Here is a 23,587-nt window from a genome sequence, read left to right on the forward strand (position 1 = left end):
GTTAGACTCCCTTTTGGAGGTGTCCAATGAAGCGTCTTTTGGCGCTATGGGTTCTTTTGGCCGTGGCCCTGGCCCAGGGGCTTTCCCTCTGGCAAGCGGTGGAGGTGCCCGGCGGGGTTTGCGCGGACGGCTCCCCCTACCGCTTTTACGTGAGCCCCGGGGACCCCAGGAAGGTGGTCATAGACTTCCAGGGGGGCGGGGCCTGCTGGGACGCCGCCACCTGCGGCCCGGAAAGCCGCACCTACCGCAAACAGGTGGATATCCAGGAGCTGGGGCTTGCCCAGGGCATCTATAACCGGATCAGCGTGGCCAACCCCTTCTACGGCTGGACCCACGTTTTCATCCCCTACTGCACCGGGGACCTCCACGTGGGCCAGGCCACGGTGGACTACGGGGGCTTCAAGGTCCACCACCAGGGGGCCAGGAACGTGCGGGCGGTGCTGGAGTACGTCTTTAGGAACCACACCAACCCCGAGCGGGTCTTCATCACCGGGTGCAGCGCCGGGGCCTACGGGGCCGTCTTCTGGGCCGACAAGGTCCTTTCCACCTACAAAAACGCCCAGATCGCCGTCTGCGGGGACGCGGGCGTGGGGGTGCGCACCGAGGGCTTCCCCGGCTTCGCCCGCTGGAACCCCAGGCTCCCGGAGCTTCCCGGCCTTTCCCCAAACCCCGAGGTCCAGGAGATCTACCTGGCCCTGGCCAAGGCCTACCCCAAGGCGGTCATCGCCCAGTACACCACGGTTCTGGACGGGACCCAGATCTTCTTCTACGCCTTGATGAAGGGGGAGGCTTCCCCTTCCGAGGCCACCGCAAGGGAGTGGGCCATGAAGGCTCAGGAGGCGGTGCTTCGGCCGGCGCAGGCGGAAAACTACACCTTCTACCTGGCTCCCGGAGGCCAGCACTGCATCCTGCCGAGGCCTGAGCTCTACACCCTGAAGGTGGGGGAGGTTTCCTTCCTGGACTGGCTCAGGGCGATGGCGGAGGGGAAGACGCCGCCCCGGGTGCGGCCCTGAAGGAGGCGAACCAGTCCTTGAGGTCCGGGTAAAGGGCCAGGAGGAGGCGGTGCCCCTTCCTGCGGTCCAGGGGGGCCGCCTCCAGGAAGGCCTTTAGGAGCCGGTCGCCCCCTTGCGCCTGGATCTCCTCCGCCTTCAGGGTGAAGCGGGCCTGGAACCAGAGGGCCCCCTCGAGGCCGCCCCGCCTCCGCTCGTAGGCGGAAAGGCTCTTCCGCTTAGGGTTTAGGCCCGCCAGGTACCGGCTCCAGCTTAGGAGGACCTCGGCCAGGTCCGGCCGGGCCTCCTTTAGGGCCAGGAGGAAGAGGTAGTTGGCGAAGAACTCGTCCAGCCACCGGGCCCCCGTGCGGAGCCGCCAGGCCACCTGCACCGCGTGGGCGTACTCGTGCCCCAGGTTCAGGTCCAAGAAGGCGGGGATCTCCCCAGGGGGCGGCCCCAGGGGGAGGAGGGCTTCCCTCAGGCGGTAAAGGAGCCTTTCCGGGTAGGTGAGGGGGGCGTAGAGGGCGAGGCCCTCGGGCCCTGCGTGCTGGAAGGGAAGGCCGTAAGGGTAGGGGAGGCGGGCCCGCCAGTCCTTCTCGGAGAGGACGTAAAGGGCCACGGGGGGCAGGGGGGCGTAGCGGACGTAGACCTCCCTTAAGGTGAGGAGGTAGTCCTGGAGGGCCTTGGCCCGAAAGGCCCCCCCCTCGGAGAAGAAGGCGGGGAGATGGGGGTGAGGAAGGGCCCGCATCAGATCACTTCCCGGAAGCCCACCCGCTCCGCCTGGGCCTGGAGCTCCCGCCTTAGGGCCTGGTGCTCGGGGCGGGAGAGGTCGGGGTCGGCCTCGAGGATCCGCTTGGCCAGGGCCCGGGCCTTTTCAATGATGTCCGTATCCTCCGCCAGGTCCCCAAGCCGAAGCTCCGGGTAGCCCGACTGCCTGGTCCCCCTAAGCTCCCCGGGGCCCCTTAGCTTCAGGTCCATCTCGGCGATGTAGAACCCGTCGGTGGAGGCCTCGAGGATCTTCAGGCGCTTCAGGGTCTTCTGGCTCGCCTCCCCGGCGATGAAGATGGCGTAGCCCTCAAGCCCCCCCCGGCCCACCCGGCCCCTTAGCTGGTGGAGCTGGGCGAGGCCGAAGCGCTCGGCGTTCTCCACGATAATGAGGGTGGCCCTGGGGATGTCCACCCCCACCTCAATCACCGTGGTGGAGACCAAAAGGTCGTAATCCCCGCGCCGGAAGGCCTCCATGACCTCCTCCTTCTCCCGGGCGGGCATCTTCCCGTGGAGGAGGGCCAGGCGCACCCCGGGAAGGAGGCCCTTTAGCTCCTCGTAAAGGGTGGTGGCTGCCCGGATGTCCAGCTCCTCGTTCTCCTCAATGGCCGGGGCCACCACATAGACCTGGTGGCCCTTTTTCACCTCCTCCCGGGCGAAGGCGTAGGCCTGGAGGCGGAGGCGGTGGGGGAGGACCTTGGTCTTCACCGGGGTGCGGCCTGGGGGCATCTCGTCCAGGACGCTCACCTCCAGGTCCCCGTAAAGGGTTAGGGCCAGGGAGCGGGGGATGGGGGTGGCGGACATGACCAGGACGTCCGGGGGGGCTTTGGCGAGCTTGAGGAGGGCCCGCCGCTGCAAGACCCCGAAGCGGTGCTCCTCGTCCACCACGGCGAGGCCCAGGTCCTTAAACCCCACCCCTTCCTGGATCAGGGCGTGGGTGCCCACGGCCACCTGGGCCTCCCCCGAGCGGAGGCGGGCCGTGGCGGCTTCCTTCTCCTTGGCGGTCATGGACCCTAAAAGGAGCTCCACGCTGATGCCTAAGGGGAAGAGGTAGCGGGTGAGGTTTTGGTGGTGCTGCCGGGCCAGGATCTCCGTGGGGGCCATGAGGGCCCCCTGGGCCCCGTTTCGGGCGGCCAGGAAGAGGGCGAAGGCCGCCACCACCGTCTTCCCCGAGCCCACGTCCCCTTGGAGGAGGCGGGCCATCTGGCGGGGGCTTTCCATGTCCTTGGCGATCTCCTCCATGACCCTTCGCTGGGCCCGGGTGAGGGGGAAGGGGAGAGATTTTTGAAACTCCTCCACCCAGGAGGGCTCCACCCGGAAGGCCCTTCCCAGGACCATTCCCCCGGCGTCCAGGAGGGCTTTGAGCTCCAGGAGGAGGTACTCGTCAAACTTGAGGCGGAGGAGGGCCCGCTTCAGGGCCTCCTCGTCCTCGGGGAAGTGGATGGCCCTTAGGGCCTCGCTGTATTCCCAAAGCCCGAGGGCCTCCCGGTAGGGGGCGATGGGGTCGGGAAGGGGCAGGGCCTCCTCCAGGGCGCGCTTCACCGTGCGCCGGAGGAAGGCCTGGCTTATCCCCTCCTTGGCGGGGTAGATGGGGACGATGCGCCCCGTGGAGAGGGATTCCGTGCCCTCGTCCTCAAAGTGCTCCACGAAAAGCCTGACCCCGCCCCGCCTTTCCACCCTGCCCGTGACGATGAGGGTGGACCCCACCTCTATCTGGGAGAGGACCCAGGGCTGGTTGAACCAGACCAGGGTGAGCCGCCACCCCCAGGCGTCCTGGGCCTTCACCTGGACGAGCTGCATCCCCTTCCTGGGGGTCTTGGTGAGCTCCTTGGCCAGGACCTTGACCTGGAGGGTGGCCTTCTTGCCGTCCTCCAGGAAGCGCACCCCGGGGAGGGTCCTCCGGTCCTCGTAGCGGCGGGGGTAGTGGTGGAGGATGTCCCGCACCGTGCGAAGGCCGAGCTCGGAAAGTTTCTTCCGGCTTTGCGGGGGGGCGAGGCGGTGGGCGGAGTCCTCTGGGGCCAGGCGGGCCTGGGGGGGTGGGGGATCGGGGGCTTCCTCCCCTTGGAGCAGGCGGATGGCCGCCTCCAGGGCCCGCCTGCGCTCCTCCGGGGGCTTTTCCCCGTAGCCCTGGAAGAGGCGGCGGATCTCGGGGAAAGGGCGGGCCAGGTTTTCCACCAAGGCCTCGAGGCCCCCCACCACCACCCGGTCCTGCGCCCCGTCCTTGAGCTCCCGGAGAAGGGGCTTGAGGAGCCTGGCCTTGAGCTCCTCTTGCGTCACGCTTTCCATGATACCCTTAGGCCTGTGAGCCGCGTGGAGCGCCTACCCAACGGCCTGGTGGTGGCCCTGGAGGAAAGGGACTTCCCCGGGGTTGCCTTCCAGCTTCTGGTCCCCGCCGGGGCGGTGAACGAGCCCGAGGGGATGGAGGGGGCGAGCACCCTCCTGGAGGGGTGGCTTTGGAAGGGGGCCGGGGACCTGGACGCCAAGGCCCTGGCCCAGGCCCTGGACGCCCTGGGGGTGCGGCGGAGTAGCGGGGCGGGCCTGGAGTACACCGCCTTCGCCGCCGCCTTCCTCCCCGAGGTCTTGGAGGAGGTCTTCCGCCTTTACGCCCTCCTCCTCACGAGACCCCGCCTTCCCGAGGAGGGCCTGGAGGCGGTCCGGTCCGTGGCCCTTCAGGCCCTCCTCTCCCTGGAGGACCAGCCCGCAAGGAAGCTCTTAAGCGAGCTTCGCCGCCAGGTCTTCCGCTCCCCCCACGGGCGCGAGCCCTTGGGCCGGGAGGAGGGCCTTAAGGGGGCGAGCGCCGAGGCCCTGAAGGTGGACTACAGGAGGCGCTACACCCCCAAAGGGGCCATCCTCGCCGTGGCGGGAGGGGTTTCCTGGGAAAGGCTATCCGCCGCCCTCGAGCCCTTCCTCGCCTGGGAGGGGGAGGAGGCTTTGTACCCTAGGCCGGAGCTTTCCGAGCCCCACCGCTTCGTCCTAAAGCGCCCCACGGCCCAGGTGCAGATCGGCCTGGCCTACCCCGACGTGGGTCCTGAGGACCCGGGCTTCTACGCGGCGAGGCTTGCCCTCGAGGTCCTCTCCGGGGGGATGTCTAGCCGCCTTTTCACCGAGGTGCGGGAGAAGCGGGGTTTGGTCTACGCCGTCTCCGCCTTCCCCGCCGGGGTCAAGGGCCAGGGCCTCCTCATGGCCTACGCCGGCACCACCAAGGAAAGGGCCCGGGAGACCCTGGAGGTGATGCTCAAGGAGATGGCGCGCTTGGAGGAGGGCGTTACGGAGGAGGAGCTTTCCCGGGCCAAGGTGGGCCTAAAGACCGCCCTGGTGATGGCGGACGAGTCCATTAGAAGCCGGGCCGCCTCCATGGCCCGGGACCTCTTCTACCTGGGAAGGGTGCGCCCCCTCGCCGAGATTGAAGGGGCCATTGAGGGGACGGACCTGCAGGCGGTGAACGCCTTCCTCAGGGCGCACCCCTACAAGGACCCCTGGGTGGGGCTTTTGGGGGAGGTGGACGGTGTTTCGTGAAGCGGAGCTAAAAAACGGCCTTAAGGTCATCGCCGAGATCGTGCCTGAAGCGAGGAGCGTGGCCCTCGGCTACTTCGTGAAGACCGGGGCCCGGGACGAGGAGAAGGCGGAAAGCGGGGTGAGCCACTTCCTGGAGCACATGGTCTTCAAGGGCCCCGAGGGCATGGACGCCCTTTCCGTGAACCAGGCCTTTGACCGCATGGGGGCCCAGTACAACGCCTTCACCTCCGAGGAGGCCACCGTCTACTACGGGGCGGTCCTCCCCGAGTTCGCCTCGGAGCTCCTTGCCCTCTTCTCCCGGCTCATGAGGCCCGCCCTCCGCCTCGAGGACTTCCAGACGGAAAAGCAGGTGATCCTGGAGGAGATCGCCCGCTACCAGGACCGCCCCGGCTTCATGGCCTACGAGTGGGCCCGGGCCCGCTTCTTCCGGGGGCACCCCTTGGGGAATAGCGTCCTGGGCACGGTGGAAAGCATCACCGCCCTCACCCGGGACCAGATGGCGGCCTACCACCAAAGGCGCTACCTCCCCAAGAACATGGTCCTGGCCGCCACGGGCAGGGTGGACTTTGACCGCCTCCTCGCCGAGGCCGAGCGCCTCACCGAGGCCTGGCCCAAAGGCGAGGCCGGGCGGACCTACCCGCCCTTGGAGCCCGCCTTCGGGGTGGAGGAGCGCCCCTACGAGAAGGCCCGGGCCCTCTACCTGGTGGGGCTTTTCCCCGGGGTGGCCTACCAGGAGGAGGCGCGCTTCGCCGGCCAGGTTCTCGCCCACCTCCTGGGGGAGGAGGGCTCGGGCAGGCTCCACTTCGCCCTGGTGGACACGGGCCTCGCCGAGGTGGCCTCCTTTGGCCTCGAGGAGGCGGACCGGGCCGGGACCTTCCACGCCTACGTCCAGGCGGACCCCGCCCGCAAGGAGGCGGTCCTGGAGACCCTGAGGGCGGAGCTTGCCCGCCTTAGGCGGGAAGGGGTGGACGAAGAGGAGGTGGAACGGGCCAAGACCCCCTTGGCCACCGCCTTGGTCTTCGCCGGGGAGACCCCCATGCAGCGGCTTTTCCACCTGGGGATGGAGTACCTCTACACGGGCCGCTACCTCTCCTTAGAGGAGGTGAAGGCCCGGGTCCAGAGGGTCTCGGCCCGGGAGGTGAACGCCCTCTTGGAGCGGGGCCTTTTGGACGAGGGCCTCTTCTACCTGGTCCTTCCCCATGGAGCCTAGGGCCTTAGGGGCGGCCCTTCTCACCATCCTCTTCTGGGCGAGCGCCTTCGCCGGGATCCGGGCGGGGCTTCAGGGCCTTGAGCCCGGCCACCTCGTCCTCCTCCGCTTTTTGGTGGCGGGGGGCTTTCTCCTCCTCTACGCCCTCTTGAGGGGGCTTTCTCCCCCGAGGCGGGAGGACCTTCCCCGCCTCTTCCTCCTCGGGTTCTTGGGCATCACCCTTTACCACACCGCCCTCGTCTACGGGGAGCTCACGGTGAGCGCGGGGGCGGCGAGCCTCCTCATCGCCACGGGGCCCGTCTTCACCGCCCTTCTTTCCCACCTCTTCCTTGGGGAAAGGCTTGGGAGGCGGGGGGTTTTCGGCTTCGGCCTCGCCTTTTTGGGCTCCGCCCTCATCGCCTTCGGGGAAGGGGGCGGGGTGGGGCTTAGCCCCGGGGCCTTCTTGATCCTCCTCGCCGCCCTTTCCACCTCCTTCTACTTCGTCCTGCAAAAGCCCCTTTTTGGCCGCTACGGGAGCGAGGAGATGACCGTCTACACCCTGCTTCTCGGCACCCTGCCTCTTTTCGCCTTTTTCCCCGGGCTTCCCGAGGCCCTGAGGGAGGCCCCAAGGCCCGCCCTCCTCGCCGCCTTTTACCTCGGGGTCTTCCCCGGGGCTTTGGCCTACCTCACCTGGACCTACGCCCTTTCCCGCACCCCCGCCTCCCGCCTTTCCTCCTTCCTCTACCTCTCCCCGGTCCTGGCCCTCCTCATCGCCTACCTCTGGCTCGGGGAGGTGCCCTCCTTCCTTTCCCTCCTGGGCGGGGGGGTCGCCCTCCTTGGGGTCCTCCTGGTGAACCTCAGGGCGTAGAATGGGCCGGGGTGAGCGCCATGGAGGTGAAAAGGATCGGCGTGGTGGGCGCGGGGCAGATGGGTAGCGGCATCGCCCAGGTGGCGGCGAGCGCGGGCTACGAGGTGGTCCTGGTGGACGTGGCGGAAAGCTTCCTGGAAAGGGGCCTCGCCGCCATAAGGCGCTCTTTAGGCAGGTTTTTGGAGAAGGGAAGGATCACCCAGGAGGCCCACGACGAGGCCCTGGGGCGGGTCCGGACGAGCCTGCGCCTCGAGGACCTAAAGGAGGCCGACCTCATCGTGGAGGCCATCGTGGAGGACGAGGGGGAGAAGCGGAGGCTCTTTGAGCGCCTGGGGGCCCTGGCCAAGCCCGAGGCCATCCTGGCCTCCAACACCAGCTCCATCCCCATCACCGCCCTCGCCCGCTACTCCGGGCGCCCCGAGCGCTTCATCGGCATGCACTTCTTCAACCCGGTCCCCCTCATGCAGCTCGTGGAGGTGATCCGGGGGGAGCTCACCTCCGAGGAGACCCGGGACGTGGTGGTGGCGGTGGCGAGGCGCATGGGGAAGACCCCCCTCGAGGTCCAAGACTACCCGGGCTTCATCTCCAACCGCCTCCTCATGCCCATGATCAACGAGGCCATTGAGGCCCTCCGGGAGGGGGTGGCCACCAAGGAGGCCATTGACGGGATCATGCGCCTGGGGATGAACCACCCCATGGGGCCTTTGGAATTAGCCGACTTCATCGGTTTGGACACCTGCCTCGCCATCATGGAGGTCCTCCACCGGGGCTTCGGGGACGACAAGTACCGCCCCTCGCCCCTCCTTCGCCGCATGGTCCAGGCGGGGCTTTTGGGCCGCAAGGTGGGCCGGGGGTTTTACACCTACGACGAGAAGGGGAACAAGGTGGGCTAGGTACCCCACCGTGGCGGAAGCCACGGTGGGGCCCCAAAAAGGCTTAAGGGGCCTTCTTGAGAGGGTCCTTGGTTAGGGTTGGAAGCTTTTCCATCGGCTTGGGGTAGACTTAAGGCATGGAGCTTCCCCGCGCTTTTGGCCTCCTCCTCCACCCCACGAGCCTCCCCGGCCCCTACGGCGTCGGTGTCCTGGGCCAGGAGGCCCGGGACTTCCTCCGTTTCCTGCGGGAGGCGGGGGGGCGGTACTGGCAGGTCCTGCCCTTAGGCCCCACGGGCTACGGCGACTCCCCCTACCAGTCCTTTAGCGCCTTCGCCGGAAACCCCTACCTCATAGACCTGAGGCCCCTTGCGGAGCGGGGCTATTTGCGCCTGGAAGACCCTGGCTTTCCAGAGGGCCGGGTGGACTACGGCCTCCTTTACGCCTGGAAGTGGCCCGCCCTGAGGGAGGCCTTCCGGGGCTTTAAGGAGAAGGCCACCCAGGAGGAACGGGAAGATTTCGCCCGCTTCCAGGAAAGGGAGGCCTCTTGGCTTGAGGACTACGCCCTCTTCATGGCCCTGAAGGCCCACCACGGGGGGCTTCCCTGGAACCGGTGGCCCCTTCCCCTGAGAAAGCGGGAAGAGAAGGCCCTGAGGGAGGCGAAAAGCGCCTTGGCCGAGGAGGTGGCCTTCCACGCCTTCACCCAGTGGCTCTTCTTCCGCCAGTGGGGGGCCTTGAAGGCCGAGGCCGAGGCCTTGGGCATCCGGATCATCGGGGACATGCCCATCTTCGTGGCCGAGGACTCCGCCGAGGTCTGGGCCCACCCCGAGTGGTTTCACCTGGACGAGGAGGGCCGCCCCACGGTGGTGGCGGGGGTGCCCCCCGACTACTTCTCGGAGACGGGGCAGCGCTGGGGGAACCCCCTCTACCGCTGGGACGTTTTGGAGCGGGAGGGCTTTTCCTTCTGGATCCGCCGCCTGGAGAAGGCCCTGGAGCTTTTCCACCTGGTGCGCATAGACCACTTCCGGGGCTTTGAGGCCTACTGGGAGATCCCCGCAAGCTGCCCCACGGCGGTGGAGGGGCGCTGGGTCAAGGCCCCGGGGGAGAAGCTCTTCCAGAAGATCCAGGAGACCTTCGGCGAGGTGCCCATTTTGGCCGAGGACCTGGGGGTGATCACCCCCGAGGTGGAGGCCTTGCGGGACCGGTTCGGCCTTCCCGGGATGAAGGTCCTGCAGTTCGCCTTTGACGACGGGATGGAAAACCCCTTCCTCCCCCACAACTACCCCGCCCACGGCCGGGTGGTGGTCTACACCGGCACCCACGACAACGACACCACCTTGGGCTGGTACCGCACCGCCACGCCCCACGAGAGGGCCTTCATGGCCCAATACCTGGCGGACTGGGGGATCGCCTTCCGGGAAGAAGAGGAGGTGCCCTGGGCCCTGATGCACCTGGGGATGAAGTCCGTGGCCCGGCTTGCCGTCTACCCGGTGCAGGACGTTCTGGCCTTGGGAAGCGAGGCCCGGATGAACTACCCGGGAAGGCCCTCGGGGAACTGGGCCTGGCGGCTTAGGCCCGGGGAGCTTAAGGAAGCGCACGGGGAAAGGCTTCTCGCCCTGGCCCAGGCCACCGGGCGGGCGTGAGAAAGCCCCCCCTAAGGGGGGGCTAGACCGCTTTGGGGTTTTTCCTTTAGCCTAGGGCCTTCTTCACCAGCTCCACGATCTCGTCAATGGTGTCGGCCACGGGGACGCCCGCCTCGGCGAAGGCCTTTAGCTTGGACTCCGGGGTCCCCACGTTCCCCATGATGATGGCCCCGGCGTGGCCCATGCGCTTACCCTTGGGGGCGGAGCGCCCCCCGATGAAGCCCACCACGGGCTTTTTCATGTTCTCCTTGATCCAGGCCGCCGCCTCCTCCTCGTCGGAACCCCCGATCTCGCCGATGAGGACCACCGCCTCGGTCTCGGGGTCCTCGTTGAAGAGGGGGAGGAGGTCCTTGAAGGTGGTGCCGATGACGGGGTCGCCCCCGATCCCCACGGTGGTGGTGGTGCCGATCCCCGCCTGGGAAAGGGCCGCCGCCGCCTCGTAGGTGAGGGTGCCGGAGCGGCTGATGATCCCCACCTTCCCCCGCTTGAACACGTGGCCGGGCATGATGCCGATCTTGGTCTCCTCGGCGCTGATGATCCCCGGGCAGTTCCCCCCGATGAGGCGGCTTCCCAAGGTCTTGATCTCCTCCACCGCCTTCACCATGTCCAGGGTGGGGATGCCCTCGGTGATGAGGACGATGAGGGGCACGCCGGCGTGGGCCGCCTCGAGGGCGGCGTCCGCCGCCATGGGAGCGGGGACGAAGATGATGGAGGCGTCTACCTCGTGGTTCGCCACCGCCTCCTTCACCGTGTCGTAGACGGGAACCCCTAGAACCTCCATTCCCCCCTTACCGGGGGTGACCCCGGCCACGATCTTGGTGCCGTAGTCCAGCATCTGCTTGGTGTGGAACTGCCCCTCCCGGCCGGTGATCCCCTGGACCAGGACGCGGGTTTCGCGGTTCACCAGGATCACGCCGCACCTCCCACCATGGCCACGATGGCCTTGGCCGCCTCAATGGACGTGGGGTACATGTAGATGGGCTTCCCCTCCAAGAGCTTCTTGGCCTCCTCCTCGGCGGTGCCCGCCACCCGCATGACCACGGGCTTGGTGAGGAGCCCTTCCTCCAGGGCCCGGATCACCCCCTTGGCCACCTCGTCCGCCCGGGTGATGCCGCCGAAGATGTTGATGAAGACCCCCTTGACGTCGGGGTCCTTGAGGACCACCTTGAGGGCGTTGTAGACCACGTCCGCCTTGGCCCCGCCCCCGATGTCCAGGAAGTTGGCGGGCCTTCCCCCCACCCGGTTCACCAGGTCCAGGGTGTACATGACAAGCCCCGCCCCGTTGCCGATGATGCCGATGTTGCCGTCCAGCTTCACGTAGGCGAAGCCGTAGTTGCTGGCCTCCACCTCCAGGGGGTGCTCCGCCTCCACCTCCCTGAGCTCCGCCAGGTCGGGGTGGCGGAAGAGGGCGTTGTCGTCCAGGACGATCTTGGCGTCGGCGGCCACGATCTGGCCGTCGGTGGTGACCACCAGGGGGTTGATCTCGGCGATGGAGGCGTCCACCCCCTCGTAGGCCCGGTAGAGGGCCACCAGGACCTGGGCCAGCTTGTTGAGGTTGCCCTCAAGCCCCGCCCGCTTCACCATCTCCCGGGCCTCAAAGGGGCGGAAGCCCTTGTGGGGGTCAATCCAGAACTTGTGGATGGCCTCCGGGTTCCTGGCGGCCACCTCCTCAATGTCCACGCCCCCCTCCTTGGAGAGCATGAGGACCACCCGCTTCTTGGCGCGGTCCAGGATGAGGCCGGCGTAGTACTCCTTGGCGATGTCCACCGCCTCGGCCACCAGGACCTTCTTCACCGTGAGGCCCTTGATGTTCATGCCCAGGATGGCCCGGGCCTTCTCGTAGGCCTCCTCGGGGGTGTCGGCGAGCTTAACCCCGCCTGCCTTGCCTCTCCCCCCCACGTGCACCTGGGCTTTGATCACCACCCGCTTGCCGAACTCCTGGGCGATCCTTTTGGCCTCTTCCGGGGTGTAGGCCACCTTGCCGGGCGGCACCGGCACCCCGTAGCGGGCCAGGATCTCCTTGGCCTGATACTCGTGCAGGTTCAAGCTCCACCTCCCTTGCCGGAGGGCACCGGCCAAGGGCATTATATAGTCCTTGGGCCTTGGCCCTGGAGGTGAGAGCGTGTGGGAGGATCTGGTCCAAACTCTGCAGGAGACCACAGGACTTCCCGTAAGCCGGCGGGACGTGGAAAGGGCTTTGGGCGCCCTTAAGGCCACGGAGGACCTTTGGGAGAACATCCGCCTAAGCCGGGTGCCCTTGCGGGTTTTGGTGGAGCTTTGGCGGGTTCTCCAGGAAAAGGGGCTTTTGCGGGTGGAGGAAGGCCTCGCCCTCACCGAGGCGGGCCGGGCCCTGGCCCAGGAAGCGCCCCTCCCTGGGGAGGCCTTCTGCCCCGCCTGCGAAGGGCGGGGGGTTTTGGGGGCGAGGCTTCCCGGGAGGGCCCGGGAGCGCTTCCTGGCCTGGACCCAGAGGCGCCCCCCCGCCATCCAGGACTACGATCAGGGCTACGTGACCCCGGAGTCCACCCTGGCCCGGGTGGCCTTGGCCTGGGCCTGGGGCGACCTCGAGGCCAAGGAAATCCTGGTCCTGGGGGACGACGACCTCACGGGCCTCGCCGCCGCCCTCACGGGGCTTCCCAAGCGGGTGGTGGTCCTGGACGCCGATCCCAGGATCGTCCGCTTCCTGGAGGAGGCGGCCCGGGCAGAGGGGCTTCCCCTCGAGGCCCACGTCCACGACCTGCGGGAGCCTCTGCCCGAAACCTGGGTCCACGCCTTCCATACCTTCTTCACCGACCCGGTGGAAGGGCCTTTAGGCCTGCAGGCCTTCGTGGGCCGCGGGCTTTTGGCCCTTAAGGGAGAGGGGTGCGCCGGGTACGTGGGCCTCACCCACGTGGAGGCGAGCCTCGCCAAGTGGGCCCAGTTCCAGCGCTTCCTCTTGGAGAACCAGGCGGTGATCACCGAGCTTCGGGACGGCTTCCATCTCTACGAGAACTGGGACTACATCCCCAGCATGCGGGCCTGGCCCTGGCTTCCCGTGAAGCGCCTTCCGGAGAAGCCCTGGTACACCTCCGCCCTCATCCGCTTAGAGCTTCTGGGAACGCCCAGCCTTCCCAACGAGCCCATCCAAGGGGACCTCCAGGACGAGGAGGCCACCACCTACTGATCCTCGGCGGGGCGGGCGAAGAAGAGGCGGCCCACCTGGGTCTGGATGGCCTGGGTGACCACCACCTGGATCTCCTGCCCCCGGTAGTGGATCCCCCCGTCCACCACCACCATGGAGCCGTCCTCCAGGTAGCCCACCCCCTGGTGGGGCTCCTTCCCCTCCTTGAGGATGAGGAGCCTTAAGGTATCCCCCACCTGGAGCTGGGGCCTTAGGGCCTGGGCCAGGGTCTGGACGGAAAGGGCCTTCACCCCGTAGATCCGCGCCATCTGCAAGAGGGCGTGGTCGTTGGTGACCAAGGCCGCCCCCAGCTCCCGGGCCAGAAAGAGGAGTTTCTCGTCCACCCCATCCCCCTTGGGGGTCTCCTCCAGAACCTCCAGGGGGAGGTGCGCTTTGAGCTTCTCCAGGGCCTCGAGGCCCCGCCTCCCCTTGGCCCGCCTGAGGGGGTCTTGGCTGTCGGCGAAGTGCTGGAGTTCCTTCAGGACGAAGTGGGGCACGTAAAGGGGGCCTTCCAGGAACCCCGTGGCCGCCACCTCGGCGAGCCTGCCGTCCACCAGGACGCTGGTGTCCAGGACCTTGCCCCCTTGGGGCCTGGGCCTTGGGGGGCTTAAGCGGAGGTAGTCCCTATAGCCCAGGGCCAGGTAGCTGAAAAAGCCCACCAAAAGAAGGGCTAGGAGGAGGCTATGGTAGGGGGAGAAGCCCGGGACCTGGGAAAGGAGGGTGGTGAGGAGGACGGCCAAAAGGAGCCCCAACGTGGCCCCCAGGGTGAGGGCCACCGGGAGCTCGGGGGGGAGGCTTTGCAGGCGCTGGAGCCCTTTCCTGAGGGCGGCCTCGAGCCTTGGGGCCAGGAGGAGGCCCGTGAGGAAGCCCGCCAGGGTTAGGTAGAGGCGGTTTAGGGAGAGGAGGCCCGCAGCCCCCCCGAGGAGGCCGAGCTCCTCCAGGCCCACCGCCAGCTGGTAGCCCAGGAGGGCGAAGAGGAGTTGGAGAAAAAACCCGAGGTTCATTCCAGGTATTGGGCGATGGCCTCCTTCAGCCCCTTGAGGTTGCCGGGGTGGAGGATACGGGAAAACCCCGCCCGCTCCCCCTCCCTAAGCCGCCTTTCCAGGCCCATGACGCTCCGCACCTCCCCTAGAAGCCCCACCTCGCCCACCACCGCCAGGTCCTGGGGAAGGGGCCTGCCCACCACCGCAGAGTACACCGCCAGGGCCACGGCCAGGTCCAGCCCGGGGTCTTGCACCTTGAGCCCGCCCGCCAGGTTGACGTAGATGTCCAGGTTGCCCAGGGGAAGCCCAAGCCGCCTTTCCAGGACCGCCAGCACCATGTCCACCCGCCTTCCGTCCAGGCCCTGGACCACCCGCCTGGGGGCGGGGAAGGGGGTCTTGGCCGCCAGGGCTTGCACCTCCAGGGCCAAGGCCCGCTCCCCCGCAAGGGCCAAGGCGACGGCGCTTCCCGGCACCCCTAAGGGCCTTTCCTGGAGGAAGGCCTCCGAGGGATTCCCCACCTCCAGAAGGCCCGCCTCCTCCATGCGGAAAACCCCCAGCTCTCCCACGGGGCCGAAGCGGTTCTTGGCGCTCCTCAAGACCCGGTAGACCCCGGCGGTCTCCAGGTAGAGGGTGGCGTCCACGGCGTGCTCCACGCTTTTGGGCCCCGCCACGATCCCTTCCTTGGTCACGTGGCCCACCAGGACCGTGGCCACGCCCCTTTCCTTGGCGAAGCGCACCAGGGCCTGGGTGGCCTCCCGCACCGCCACCAGGCTTCCCGGGGTGGCCTTGGCCTCGAGGGTCTGCACCGAGTCCACGAAGAGGACCTCGGGGGGATCCTTCTGGAGGAGGGCCAGGAGGGCCTCGAGGCGGGTCTCCCGCAGGAGGAGGAGTTCCTTTAGGCCCAGCCGCTTGGCCCTAAGCTTGATCTGGGCGGGGGACTCCTCCCCGGCCACGTAGTAGACCCTTTGGGGCATTCGCTTGGCCATCTCCAGGAGGAGGGTGCTCTTGCCCACCCCGGGCTCCCCCCCGAGGAGGACCACCTCCCCGGGGACGAACCCGCCCCCCAAGACCCGGTCCACCTCGCCAAGCCCCGAGGAAAACCGCCTCTCCTCCCCCTCCCGCACCTGGGAGAGGCGGAGGAGAGGGGGAAGCTCTTCCGCTTCCTTTACCTCTTGGAAGCTTCCCCAGGCCCCGCAGGAAGGGCAGCGCCCCAAGGGCTTAGGGGTGCGGTAGCCGCACGCCGCGCAGACATGGGCGCCCCTCATCTAGACCAAGAACTCCTCCACCTCGTGGAAGGCGATCCGGCCTTCCTGCACGGTGATATGGAGGCTGCCTGCGGGCTTCCGCAGGAGGAACAGGGAGAGAGGGTCCTCAATCTGCTCCCGGATCACCCCCCTGAGGGCCCGGGCGCTCCCCGTTTTGGGGGCCTGGGCCACCAGGTACCGGGCCACCTCGGGGGCGAAGTGGACCTCGATGTCCCGGCTCTTGAGCTCCTTTTGGATGTCCTGGAGCATGAGCTCCGCCACCCGCACCAGCTCCTCCTCCGTGAGGGGCCGGAAGCGGATCACCTCGTCCAGCCGATCCAAAAACTCGGGGGTGAAGAGGGCCTTCAGGGGGGACTCGGTGTCCACCTCCTTGGTGGTGAAGCCGATGGCCGGGCCCACGTTGTAGCCGGTGTTGGAGGTCATGATGAGGATCACCCGGCGGAAGTCCACGGTGCGCCCCATCCCGTCCGTGAGGCGGCCCTCGTCCAGGACCTGGAGGAAGGTGTTGTAGATGTCGGGGTGGGCCTTCTCTATCTCGTCCAGGAGGACCACGCTGAAGGGCTGGCGGCGCACGGCCTCGGTGAGGCGCCCCCCTTGCTCGTAGCCCACGTAGCCCGGCGGGGCCCCGATGAGCTTGGAGATGGAGTGGGGCTCCTGGAACTCGGACATGTCAAAGCGGATGAGGGCCCTTTCCGAGCCGAAGAGAACCTCGGCCAGGGCCTTGGCGAGCTGGGTCTTGCCCACGCCGCTTTGCCCCACGAAGAGGAAGCTGGCCGCCACCCGGGTCCTCCCCCCAAGGCCCACCCGGGCCCTTCTTAGGGCGCTTGCCAGGGCGCGGATGGCCTCCTCCTGGCCCACCACCCTCTTGCTGAGTTCCTCCTCCAGGCGCATGAGCTTCTCGTCGTCCTTGTCGTCCACGTAGACCCCGCCCCAGGAGTCCACCACCGCCTCCACGTCCTCCCGGGTGACGATGGGGGTGCCGTCCTCTTCCTCCGCCACGGGGAGGCCCAAGGAGGCGTTGAGGCGCACCCTCGAGGCCGCTTCGTCAATGAGGTCAATGGCCTTGTCGGGGAAGTTGCGCCCGGGAAGCGAGCGGATCCCGATCTTGACGGCGAGCTCCAGGATCTCGTCAGGGATGATGACCCCGTGGTGGGCCTCGTAGCGGGGACGGAGGCCCTTGAGGATCTCCAGGGTCTCCTCGGGGGAGGGCTCGAGGACGATGACGGGTTGGAAACGCCGCTCCAGGGCGGGGTCCTTTTCTATGTAGCGGTGGTACTCCCCGGTGGTGGTGGCCCCGATCACCTGGATCTCCCCCCGGGCCAGGGCGGGCTTGAGGATGTTGGCGGCGTCCAGGGTGCCCTCGGCCCCGCCCGCCCCGATCAGGGTGTGGAGCTCGTCAATGAAGGCGATGACCTTGGCGTTTTTAAGCTCCTCAATGATCTGGCGCAGGCGCTCCTCAAACTCCCCCCGGTACTTGGTCCCCGCCACCACGGCGGCCAGGTCAATGGCCACCACCCGGGCCCCCTTGAGGATGGGGGGGACCCGGCCTTCCACGATGGCCTGGGCCAGCCCCTCCACGATGGCGGTCTTGCCCACCCCGGGGTCCCCGATGAGCACGGGGTTGTTCTTGGTGCGCCGGGCCAGGATCTGGATCACCCGGTTGATCTCCTCCTGGCGGCCGATCACCGGGTCCAGCTTCCCCTCCCGGGCCTCCTTGGTGAGGTCACGGCCGTACTCGTCCAGGAAGGGGGTGTTCACGGGCTTCTCCCGCTCCCGGCCCTCCGCCATGGCCAGGATGCGCCAGCGGATGGCGTCCACGTCCTTGGCGAAGTGGCTCAGGATGCGGTAGGCGATCCCGTCCCCCTCCCGGATGATGCCCAGGAGGATGTGCTCCGTGCCGATGACTGAGGCCCCCATGTTGCGGGCCTCGGCGCTGGCCAGTTCCATCACCCGCCTCGCCCGCGGGGTGATGGCGGGAGGCTCCCCGGTGCGGCTCCCCTCCCCCCGGCCCACCAGCTCCTCCACCATGCGGCGCATGGCCTCGAGGCTCGCCCCGTACTCCTGGAGGATCCGGGCCGCCGTCCCCCCCTCCCGCATGAGGCCCAGGAGGAGGTGCTCGGGGCCGATCATGGAGTGGCCTAAGCGGCTACCCTCCTCCCTGGCGTAGTGGAAAACCAGCCTGGCGCGGTCGTCGTACCTGTTCATGCTCTCCTCTACCTCGTATTCTAGCCTAAGGCCCACCCCCCGAGGGGTTTGCGCCCCGGCTCACCTTGGCCCTTCCCCTGATAAGATGCCCAGTAATCGGGGCCTTCGGGCCCCAGGGAGGGACGATGCCTGCGGAGACCCTGGACGAACTGGTGGCGCTTTGCAAGCGGCGCGGGTTTATCTTCCCCGGCTCGGAGATCTACGGGGGCCTCCAGGGCACCTACGATTACGGGCCCTTGGGGGTGGAACTCAAGAACAACCTGAAGCAGGCCTGGTGGCGACGCAATGTCTACGAGCGGGACGACATGGAGGGCCTGGACGCCAGCATCCTCACCCACCGCCTGGTCCTCCACTACTCCGGGCACGAGGCCACCTTCGCCGACCCCATGGTGGACAACCGCATCACCAAGAAGCGCTACCGCCTGGACCACCTCCTCAAGGACCAGCCCGAGGAGGTTCTGAGGCGGCTCTACCGGGCCATGGAGGTGGAGGAGGGGAACTTCCACGCCCTGGTCCAGGCCATGATGGCCTCGCCGGAAAGGGCCGGGGGGGCCATGACCGCCGCCCAGGTCCTGGACCCCGCAAGCGGGGAGCCCGGGGACTGGACCCCGCCCCGCTACTTCAACATGATGTTCAAGACCTACGTGGGGCCCGTGGAGGAGGAGGCCGCCCTGGCCTACCTCCGCCCCGAGACCGCCCAGGGCATCTTCATCAACTTCAAAAACGTCCTGGACGCCACGAGCCGCAAGCTCCCCTTCGGTATCGCCCAGATCGGCAAGGCCTTCCGTAACGAGATCACCCCCCGGAACTTCATCTTCCGGGTGCGGGAGTTTGAGCAGATGGAGATTGAGTACTTCGTCCGCCCCGGGGAGGACGAGTACTGGCACCGCTACTGGGTGGAGGAGCGCCTCAAGTGGTGGCAGGAGATGGGCCTAAGCCGGGAGAACCTGGTCCCCTACCAGCAGCCCCCCGAGGAGCTCGCCCACTACGCCAAGGCCACCGTGGACATCCTCTACCGCTTTCCCCATGGCCTCGAGGAGCTCGAGGGCATCGCCAACCGCACGGACTTTGACCTGGGAAGCCACACCAAGGACCAGGAGGCCTTGGGCATCACCGCCAAGGTCCTCAAGAACGAGCACTCCACCCAGCGCCTGGCCTACCGCGACCCCGAGACGGGGAAGTGGTTCGTCCCCTACGTGATTGAGCCCTCCGCTGGGGTGGACCGGGGGGTCTTGGCGCTTCTCGCCGAGGCCTTCACCCGGGAGGAGCTTCCGAGTGGGGAAGAGCGCATCGTCCTCAAGCTCAAGCCCCAGCTTGCCCCCATCAAGGTGGCGGTGATTCCCCTGGTGAAGAACCGGCCGGAGATCACGGAGTACGCTAAGCGCCTCAAGGCCAGGCTCCTCGGTTTGGGCCTAGGGCGGGTGGTTTACGAGGACACCGGCAACATCGGCAAGGCCTACCGCCGCCACGACGAGGTGGGGACCCCCTTCGCCATCACTGTGGACTACGACACCATCGGCCAGAGCAAGGACGGGACCACCAAGCTCAAGGACACGGTGACGGTGCGGGACCGGGACACCATGGAGCAGATCAGGCTCCACGTGGACGAGCTGGAGGGCTTCCTCAGGGAGAAGCTTAGGTGGTAGGCTAGAAGAACGATCCCTTTGAGGGGCCAGAAGTGGCGCAAAACCGGAAGCACTGGAAGGAGGTTCTGGTTTAGCTGGAGGCGCGCATAGAGGAGCACTGGCGGAAGATCCGAGAAGAAGCGAAACCCCAACCTAACTGGGGCGTCATAGCTCACTGGGAACGGGAGATCCGGGCATGGGAAAGAAGAAGGGAACGCATCTTACGGCGCCTAGGCAGGAGGTCCTAGGCATCCCCGAGCCGATCTGGCGGGAGCTTTGGGAAGAGGTGGAGCGGGCACGGGTACTTTACGAGGAGATGCGGGTGGCCCCTTCCCGCGAGCGGGAGCGAGAACTCTTCGGCGCTTTGACCCACCTGGTAGGCCACGTGAGCGCCATGTGGGAAGAGGCCGAGTTTTTGGAGGAGGACGCATGAGGGTAGCCGTGGTGGGGGCCACGGGGGCCGTGGGGCAGGAGATTCTCAAGGTCCTCGAGGCCCGCAACTTCCCTCTAAGCGAGCTTAAGCTTTACGCCTCCCCCCGCTCCGCCGGGAAGCGGCTTTCCTTTAGGGGGGAGGAGATCCCCGTGGAGCCCCTTCCCGAAGGCCCTTTGCCCGTGGACCTGGTTCTGGCGAGCGCCGGGGGGGCGCTTTCCAAGGCCCTGGCTCCTGTTTGGGCGGAAGGGGGGGCTTTGGTGGTGGACAACTCCAGCGCCTGGCGCTACGAGCCCTGGGTGCCCTTGGTGGTCCCCGAGGTGAACCGGGAGAAGATCTTCACCCACCGGGGCATCATCGCCAACCCCAACTGCACCACGGCCATCCTGGCCATGGCCCTTTGGCCCTTGCACCGGGCCTTCGGGGTCAAGAGGGTCATCGTGGCCACCTACCAGGCGGCCTCCGGGGCCGGGGCCAGGGCCATGGAGGAGCTCCTCACCGAGACCCACCGCTTCCTCCACGGGGAGACCCCTAAGGCCGAGGCCTTCGCCCACCCCCTGCCCTTCAACGTCATCCCCCATATAGACGCCTTCCAGGAAAACGGCTACACCCGCGAGGAGATGAAGGTGGTCTGGGAGACCCACAAGATCTTCGGGGATGACTCCATCCGGATCAGCGCCACGGCGGTACGGGTCCCCACCCTGAGGGCCCACGCCGAGGCGGTGAGCGTGGAGTTCGCCCGCCCCGTGACCCCCGAGGCGGCCCGGGAGGTCCTGAGGGAGGCCCCCGGGGTGGAGGTGGTGGACGAGCCCGAGGCCAAGCGCTACCCCATGCCCCTCACCGCAAGCGGCAAGTGGGACGTGGAGGTGGGGAGGATCCGAAAAAGCCTCGCCTTTGAAAACGGCCTGGACTTCTTCGTGGTGGGGGACCAGCTTTTGAAGGGGGCGGCCCTAAACGCCGTGCAGATCGCCGAGGAGTGGCTTAAGGGCGCCTAAGCCAAAGCCAGTACTCCAGGTTCCCCTCCTTCCCCGGGAGGGGGCTTTCCTTTTCCCCCAGGACCTGGAAGCCAAGCGCTAGGGCCTTTTCCCGAACCCGCCTCAGGGCCTCTTGCCTTTGGGCCTCTTCCCGCACCACCCCCTTGTGGGCCTTGGGGCCCAGCTCAAACTGGGGCTTCACCAGGACCAGGGCCTCTCCTTTGGGCTTCAAAAGCTCCAGGACCTTGGGAAGGAGGAGGGTGGAGGAGATGAAGGACACGTCCATGACCACGAGGTCCACGGGCTCCGGCAGGAAGAGGGTGCGGGCGTCAACTTCCTCCAGGCTCACCACCCGGGGGTCTTCCCGGAGGCGGGGGTGGAGCTGGCCTTTGCCCACGTCCACGGCGTAGACCCGCCTGGCACCCCTTTCCAAAAGCACCTGGGTGAACCCCCCGGTGCTCGCCCCGAGGTCGGTGGCGACCTTGCCCCTGGGCTCCACGGGGAAGGCCGCCAAAGCCCCGAGGAGCTTGTAGGCCCCCCGGCCCACGTAGCGCTCCTCCTCTAGAAGCTCCACGGCGGCGCCTTCGGGGACGGGGTAGGCAGGCTTTTGCACCACCCTTCCTCCCACCCGCACCTTGCCCTCCTGGATCAGGCGCTTGGCCTTCTCCCGACTTTCCGCCAGGCCCCGTTCCACCAGGTACCGGTCCAGGCGCACAAGGGTATTATGAGCGGGTGGGACCCGACCTTTCCGGGACCTGGTACGTTTTGGAGGGAGACCCGGGGGAGCACCTGGTGGTGGAGGCCCTGGGAGAGCGGCTTTCCGGGGTCTGGACGAGCCGGGAAGGGGCCGAGGCCTTCCTGGCCCACCACCCCCACCTGGGGATGCGGGTGGCCTCCTTGGAGAGCCGGGCCTTGAAGGAGGCCTTTCTTCGGGCCCTCGGGATGCTCCAGGTGGAGGCGGTCATGGTGGACTACCGCCCCGGGGCTCACCGGGCGCAGGTAGCTAGAGTAAAGGACCTTTTAGAGGAGGTGCGGCGTGCCTAGGGTTTTGGCGGCGCTTTTGCTGGTCTTGGCCTTCGGCTTGGCCCAACGGGCCGACCTTAGCGTGGGAAGCCCCTTCGGGGTGCAGGCGGGCGTGCGCTTCCCCCTCCTTCCCCTCCTCTTGGACGGGCGGGCCTACGGGGGGGTGGGCCTCGAGGCCAGGGGGGGCGGGGTGGACCTCCTCCTCAAGGTGCCCCTCACCGACCTTTACGTGGGCCTTGGCGGCTTCTACGGCACGGGCCCCGGCCTCACCTACCCCCAGGAGGGGCGGGGGCAGTGGGGGGTGCGGGCGGTCCTCGGCACCTGGCTCAACCTGCCCCTGCCCCTCCTTGGGGTCTACCTGGAGCTCCAGCCCGTCTACTACCCCGGCCCGGGCGCCTTCGGGGTGGGCGGGGCCTTGGGCGTGAGCGTGGGGCTTTAGGCCTTATAGCCCTCCTTTAAGGGGACGATGCGGTTCATCACCAAGGCTTCGGGCCTCGAGTCCACGGGGTCCTGCCAGAAGTAGCCCAGGCGCTCCAGCTGGTAGCGGGTGTCCTTGGGGTCTTGGGCCACGCTGGGCTCAATGAACCCCCGCTTCACCACCAGGGCCTCGGGGTTCAGGTTCTTGAGGAAGTCCCCGCCCTCCTCGGGGTCCTTGGTGAGGAAGAGCCGGTTGTAAAGCCTAAACTCCACGGGAAGGGCGTGGCGGGCGGAGACCCAGTGGATCACCCCCTTGGGCTTGGGGCCTTCTTCGGGGTTCGCCCCCAGGGTGCCGGGGACGATGCGGGCCTTTAAGAGCTTCACCTCGCCCCCCTCTTCCACCACGTCCTCGAGCTCCAAAACGTAGGCGTGCCTTAGGCGCACCCTCTGCCCCGGGGCCAGGCGCTTCCAGCCCTTGGGGGGGTTTAGGCTGAAGTCCGCGCGCTCTATGTAAAGCTCCTGGGAAAAGGGGAGGGGCCTCGTGCCCTCCTTGGGGATGTCCCGGGGCCAGTAGGGGGCCTGAAGCCACTCCTCCCCCTCGTAGTTGGTGAGGACCACCTTGAGGGGGTCCACCACCCCCAAGACCCTGGGGGCGATGGGGTTCAGGTCGTCCCGCACCACCTCCTCAAAGAGGTCTATCTCTATCTGGGCCTCGTTTCGGGAGATCCCCGTCTTGCGTACGAACTCCAAGATGGCTTCGGGCCGCACCCCCCGCCGCCTCAGGGCCCTCAGGGTGGGGAGCCTGGGGTCGTCCCAGCCGGAGACGTACCCCCCTTCCACCAGCTTGATGAGCTTGCGCTTGGAAAGCACGGTGTGGCTCAGGTCCAGCCGGGCGAACTCGTACTGGTGGGGCCTGGGGGAAAGGGGCAGGCCGCACTTCCCCTTGAGGTTTTCAATGACCCAGTCGTAAATGGCCCGGTTGTTCTCAAACTCCAGGGTGCAGAGGGAGTGGGTGACCCCTTCAATGAAGTCCTCCAAGGGGTGGGCGAAATCGTACATGGGGTAGATGACCCACCGGTCCCCAACGTGGTAGTGGGGGGCGTGGACGATGCGGTAGAGGACGGGGTCGCGGAGCTTGAAGTTGGGGTGGGCGGGGTCAATCTTGGCCCTCAAGACCCGGCTTCCCGTGGGGAACTCCCCCCGGCGCATCCTTTCAAAGAGCTCGAGGTTCTCCTCCACGCTCCGATTCCGGTAGGGGCTCGGCTTCCCCTGGGCCCTTAAGGCGCTCATCTCCTCCTCGGGGAGGTCGTCCACGTAGGCCTTGCCCTCCCGGATCAAGGTGAGGGCGCACTGGTACATGGTCTCAAAGTAGTCGGAGGCGTAGAGGACCCGGGTGGGCCGAAAGCCCAGCCAGCGCACGTCCTCCTCAATGGCCCGGGCGTACTCTTCCTTCTCGGTTTCGGGGTTGGTGTCGTCAAAACGCAGGTTGCACTCCCCGCCATAGTCCTGGGCCAGGCCGAAGTTGAGGAGGATGCTCCGGGCGTGGCCGATGTGGAGGTAACCGTTGGGCTCGGGGGGAAAGCGGGTGATGAGCTTGGCGTACCTCCCCTCCTTGAGGTCCCGCTCTACGATCTCGGTGATGAAGCACTCGGGAACGAGGCCCATAGGGTAG

At 67.5% G+C, this 23,587-nt stretch carries 21 protein-coding genes; 12 read left to right on the top strand and 9 right to left on the bottom strand.

What is annotated here, in order from left to right; all coding sequences use genetic code 11:
• Window positions 1-26 precede the first annotated feature (26 nt).
• The gene (locus tag IEX93_RS02960) at window positions 27-1,013 is read left to right on the top strand and encodes a pectin acetylesterase-family hydrolase (RefSeq protein WP_188846306.1); all 987 of its coding nucleotides are present in this window, start codon (window positions 27-29) and stop codon (window positions 1,011-1,013) included.
• Here IEX93_RS02960 and IEX93_RS02965 read toward each other — a convergent pair.
• Both IEX93_RS02965 and recG read right to left on the bottom strand, forming a co-directional pair.
• On the bottom strand, window positions 967-1,737 hold the full coding sequence (locus tag IEX93_RS02965) for a hypothetical protein (protein ID WP_188846308.1): 771 nt from the start codon (window positions 1,735-1,737) through the stop codon (window positions 967-969). The two genes, IEX93_RS02960 and IEX93_RS02965, sit on opposite strands and share 47 nt — an antisense overlap.
• Window positions 1,737-4,040, bottom strand: coding sequence for an ATP-dependent DNA helicase RecG (gene recG / locus IEX93_RS02970; RefSeq protein ID WP_188846310.1), 2,304 nt, complete (start codon window positions 4,038-4,040; stop codon window positions 1,737-1,739). The genes IEX93_RS02965 and recG overlap by 1 nt, the downstream gene beginning before the upstream one ends.
• 15 nt (window positions 4,041-4,055) lie before the next feature.
• On the opposite strand from recG, the gene IEX93_RS02975 reads away from it, so the two are divergent.
• The 5 genes from IEX93_RS02975 to malQ all read left to right on the top strand — a co-directional run bounded on the left by IEX93_RS02975 (window position 4,056) and on the right by malQ (window position 9,836).
• A complete protein-coding gene (locus IEX93_RS02975) occupies window positions 4,056-5,270 on the top strand; it encodes a M16 family metallopeptidase (protein ID WP_188846312.1) in 1,215 nt (404 codons plus the stop codon).
• On the top strand, window positions 5,260-6,480 hold the full coding sequence (locus IEX93_RS02980; protein ID WP_188846314.1) for a M16 family metallopeptidase: 1,221 nt from the start codon (window positions 5,260-5,262) through the stop codon (window positions 6,478-6,480). The genes IEX93_RS02975 and IEX93_RS02980 overlap by 11 nt, the downstream gene beginning before the upstream one ends.
• Window positions 6,470-7,324: a DMT family transporter gene (locus IEX93_RS02985; protein WP_188846315.1), complete on the top strand. Its 855-nt coding sequence runs from the start codon at window positions 6,470-6,472 to the stop codon at window positions 7,322-7,324. Before IEX93_RS02980 ends, IEX93_RS02985 begins: the two co-directional genes overlap by 11 nt.
• Before the next feature lie 20 nt (window positions 7,325-7,344).
• Window positions 7,345-8,217 carry a 3-hydroxybutyryl-CoA dehydrogenase gene (locus IEX93_RS02990; RefSeq protein WP_188846401.1) on the top strand — a complete coding sequence of 291 codons (873 nt, stop codon included), beginning with the start codon at window positions 7,345-7,347 and terminating at the stop codon, window positions 8,215-8,217.
• A gap of 116 nt (window positions 8,218-8,333) precedes the next feature.
• Window positions 8,334-9,836, top strand: a complete 1,503-nt coding sequence (gene malQ / locus IEX93_RS02995) for a 4-alpha-glucanotransferase (protein WP_188846317.1) — start codon at window positions 8,334-8,336, stop codon at window positions 9,834-9,836.
• Window positions 9,837-9,882: 46 nt separating this feature from the next.
• Here the strand turns inward: malQ and sucD are convergent, their stop codons facing one another.
• A complete protein-coding gene (gene sucD, locus IEX93_RS03000; protein WP_188846319.1) occupies window positions 9,883-10,749 on the bottom strand; it encodes a succinate--CoA ligase subunit alpha in 867 nt (288 codons plus the stop codon).
• Window positions 10,746-11,921 carry an ADP-forming succinate--CoA ligase subunit beta gene (gene sucC / locus IEX93_RS03005; protein WP_188846321.1) on the bottom strand — a complete coding sequence of 392 codons (1,176 nt, stop codon included), beginning with the start codon at window positions 11,919-11,921 and terminating at the stop codon, window positions 10,746-10,748. The genes sucD and sucC overlap by 4 nt, the downstream gene beginning before the upstream one ends.
• 37 nt (window positions 11,922-11,958) lie before the next feature.
• Here sucC and IEX93_RS03010 point away from each other — a divergent pair, with 37 nt between their 5' ends.
• Window positions 11,959-12,996, top strand: a complete 1,038-nt coding sequence (locus IEX93_RS03010) for a bis-aminopropyl spermidine synthase family protein (RefSeq protein WP_229906083.1) — start codon at window positions 11,959-11,961, stop codon at window positions 12,994-12,996.
• Here the strand turns inward: IEX93_RS03010 and IEX93_RS03015 are convergent.
• Genes IEX93_RS03015 through IEX93_RS03025 form a run of 3 tightly spaced genes read right to left on the bottom strand, consistent with a single transcriptional unit; the run spans window position 12,990 to window position 17,446 of the window.
• Entirely contained in the window at window positions 12,990-13,997 is a 1,008-nt protein-coding gene (locus IEX93_RS03015) for a PIN/TRAM domain-containing protein (RefSeq protein WP_188846323.1), read from the bottom strand. The two genes, IEX93_RS03010 and IEX93_RS03015, sit on opposite strands and share 7 nt — an antisense overlap.
• On the bottom strand, window positions 13,994-15,241 hold the full coding sequence (radA, locus tag IEX93_RS03020; RefSeq protein ID WP_188846325.1) for a DNA repair protein RadA: 1,248 nt from the start codon (window positions 15,239-15,241) through the stop codon (window positions 13,994-13,996). The genes IEX93_RS03015 and radA overlap by 4 nt, the downstream gene beginning before the upstream one ends.
• Window positions 15,242-17,446 (bottom strand): ATP-dependent Clp protease ATP-binding subunit, encoded by a 2,205-nt coding sequence (locus IEX93_RS03025; protein ID WP_188846327.1) that lies wholly within the window; start codon window positions 17,444-17,446, stop codon window positions 15,242-15,244.
• 125 nt (window positions 17,447-17,571) lie between these two features.
• Between IEX93_RS03025 and IEX93_RS03030 the strand changes: the two genes are divergently transcribed.
• The 3 genes from IEX93_RS03030 to IEX93_RS03040 all read left to right on the top strand — a co-directional run bounded on the left by IEX93_RS03030 (window position 17,572) and on the right by IEX93_RS03040 (window position 20,496).
• Complete coding sequence (locus IEX93_RS03030; RefSeq protein ID WP_188846329.1) at window positions 17,572-19,092, top strand: glycine--tRNA ligase; 1,521 nt, start codon at window positions 17,572-17,574, stop codon at window positions 19,090-19,092.
• 175 nt (window positions 19,093-19,267) lie between these two features.
• Entirely contained in the window at window positions 19,268-19,504 is a 237-nt protein-coding gene (locus IEX93_RS03035) for a hypothetical protein (protein ID WP_188846331.1), read from the top strand.
• Window positions 19,501-20,496, top strand: coding sequence for an aspartate-semialdehyde dehydrogenase (locus IEX93_RS03040; RefSeq protein ID WP_188846340.1), 996 nt, complete (start codon window positions 19,501-19,503; stop codon window positions 20,494-20,496). Before IEX93_RS03035 ends, IEX93_RS03040 begins: the two co-directional genes overlap by 4 nt.
• Here IEX93_RS03040 and IEX93_RS03045 read toward each other — a convergent pair.
• Window positions 20,483-21,190, bottom strand: a complete 708-nt coding sequence (locus IEX93_RS03045) for a TlyA family RNA methyltransferase (protein WP_188846341.1) — start codon at window positions 21,188-21,190, stop codon at window positions 20,483-20,485. The two genes, IEX93_RS03040 and IEX93_RS03045, sit on opposite strands and share 14 nt — an antisense overlap.
• A 17-nt stretch (window positions 21,191-21,207) precedes the next feature.
• Here IEX93_RS03045 and IEX93_RS03050 point away from each other — a divergent pair, with 17 nt between their 5' ends.
• Together IEX93_RS03050 and IEX93_RS03055 are read left to right on the top strand one after the other, a co-directional pair.
• Window positions 21,208-21,519 (top strand): DUF3234 domain-containing protein, encoded by a 312-nt coding sequence (locus IEX93_RS03050; RefSeq protein ID WP_188846342.1) that lies wholly within the window; start codon window positions 21,208-21,210, stop codon window positions 21,517-21,519.
• Window positions 21,512-21,937 carry a hypothetical protein gene (locus tag IEX93_RS03055; protein ID WP_188846343.1) on the top strand — a complete coding sequence of 142 codons (426 nt, stop codon included), beginning with the start codon at window positions 21,512-21,514 and terminating at the stop codon, window positions 21,935-21,937. Before IEX93_RS03050 ends, IEX93_RS03055 begins: the two co-directional genes overlap by 8 nt.
• Here IEX93_RS03055 and IEX93_RS03060 read toward each other — a convergent pair.
• Window positions 21,934-23,580, bottom strand: a complete 1,647-nt coding sequence (locus tag IEX93_RS03060) for a glutamine--tRNA ligase/YqeY domain fusion protein (protein ID WP_188846344.1) — start codon at window positions 23,578-23,580, stop codon at window positions 21,934-21,936. The genes IEX93_RS03055 and IEX93_RS03060 overlap by 4 nt on opposite strands.
• Window positions 23,581-23,587: the final 7 nt, after the last annotated feature.

Source organism: Thermus composti (assembly GCF_014647535.1).
GTDB classification, from domain to species: Bacteria; Deinococcota; Deinococci; order Deinococcales; family Thermaceae; genus Thermus; species Thermus composti.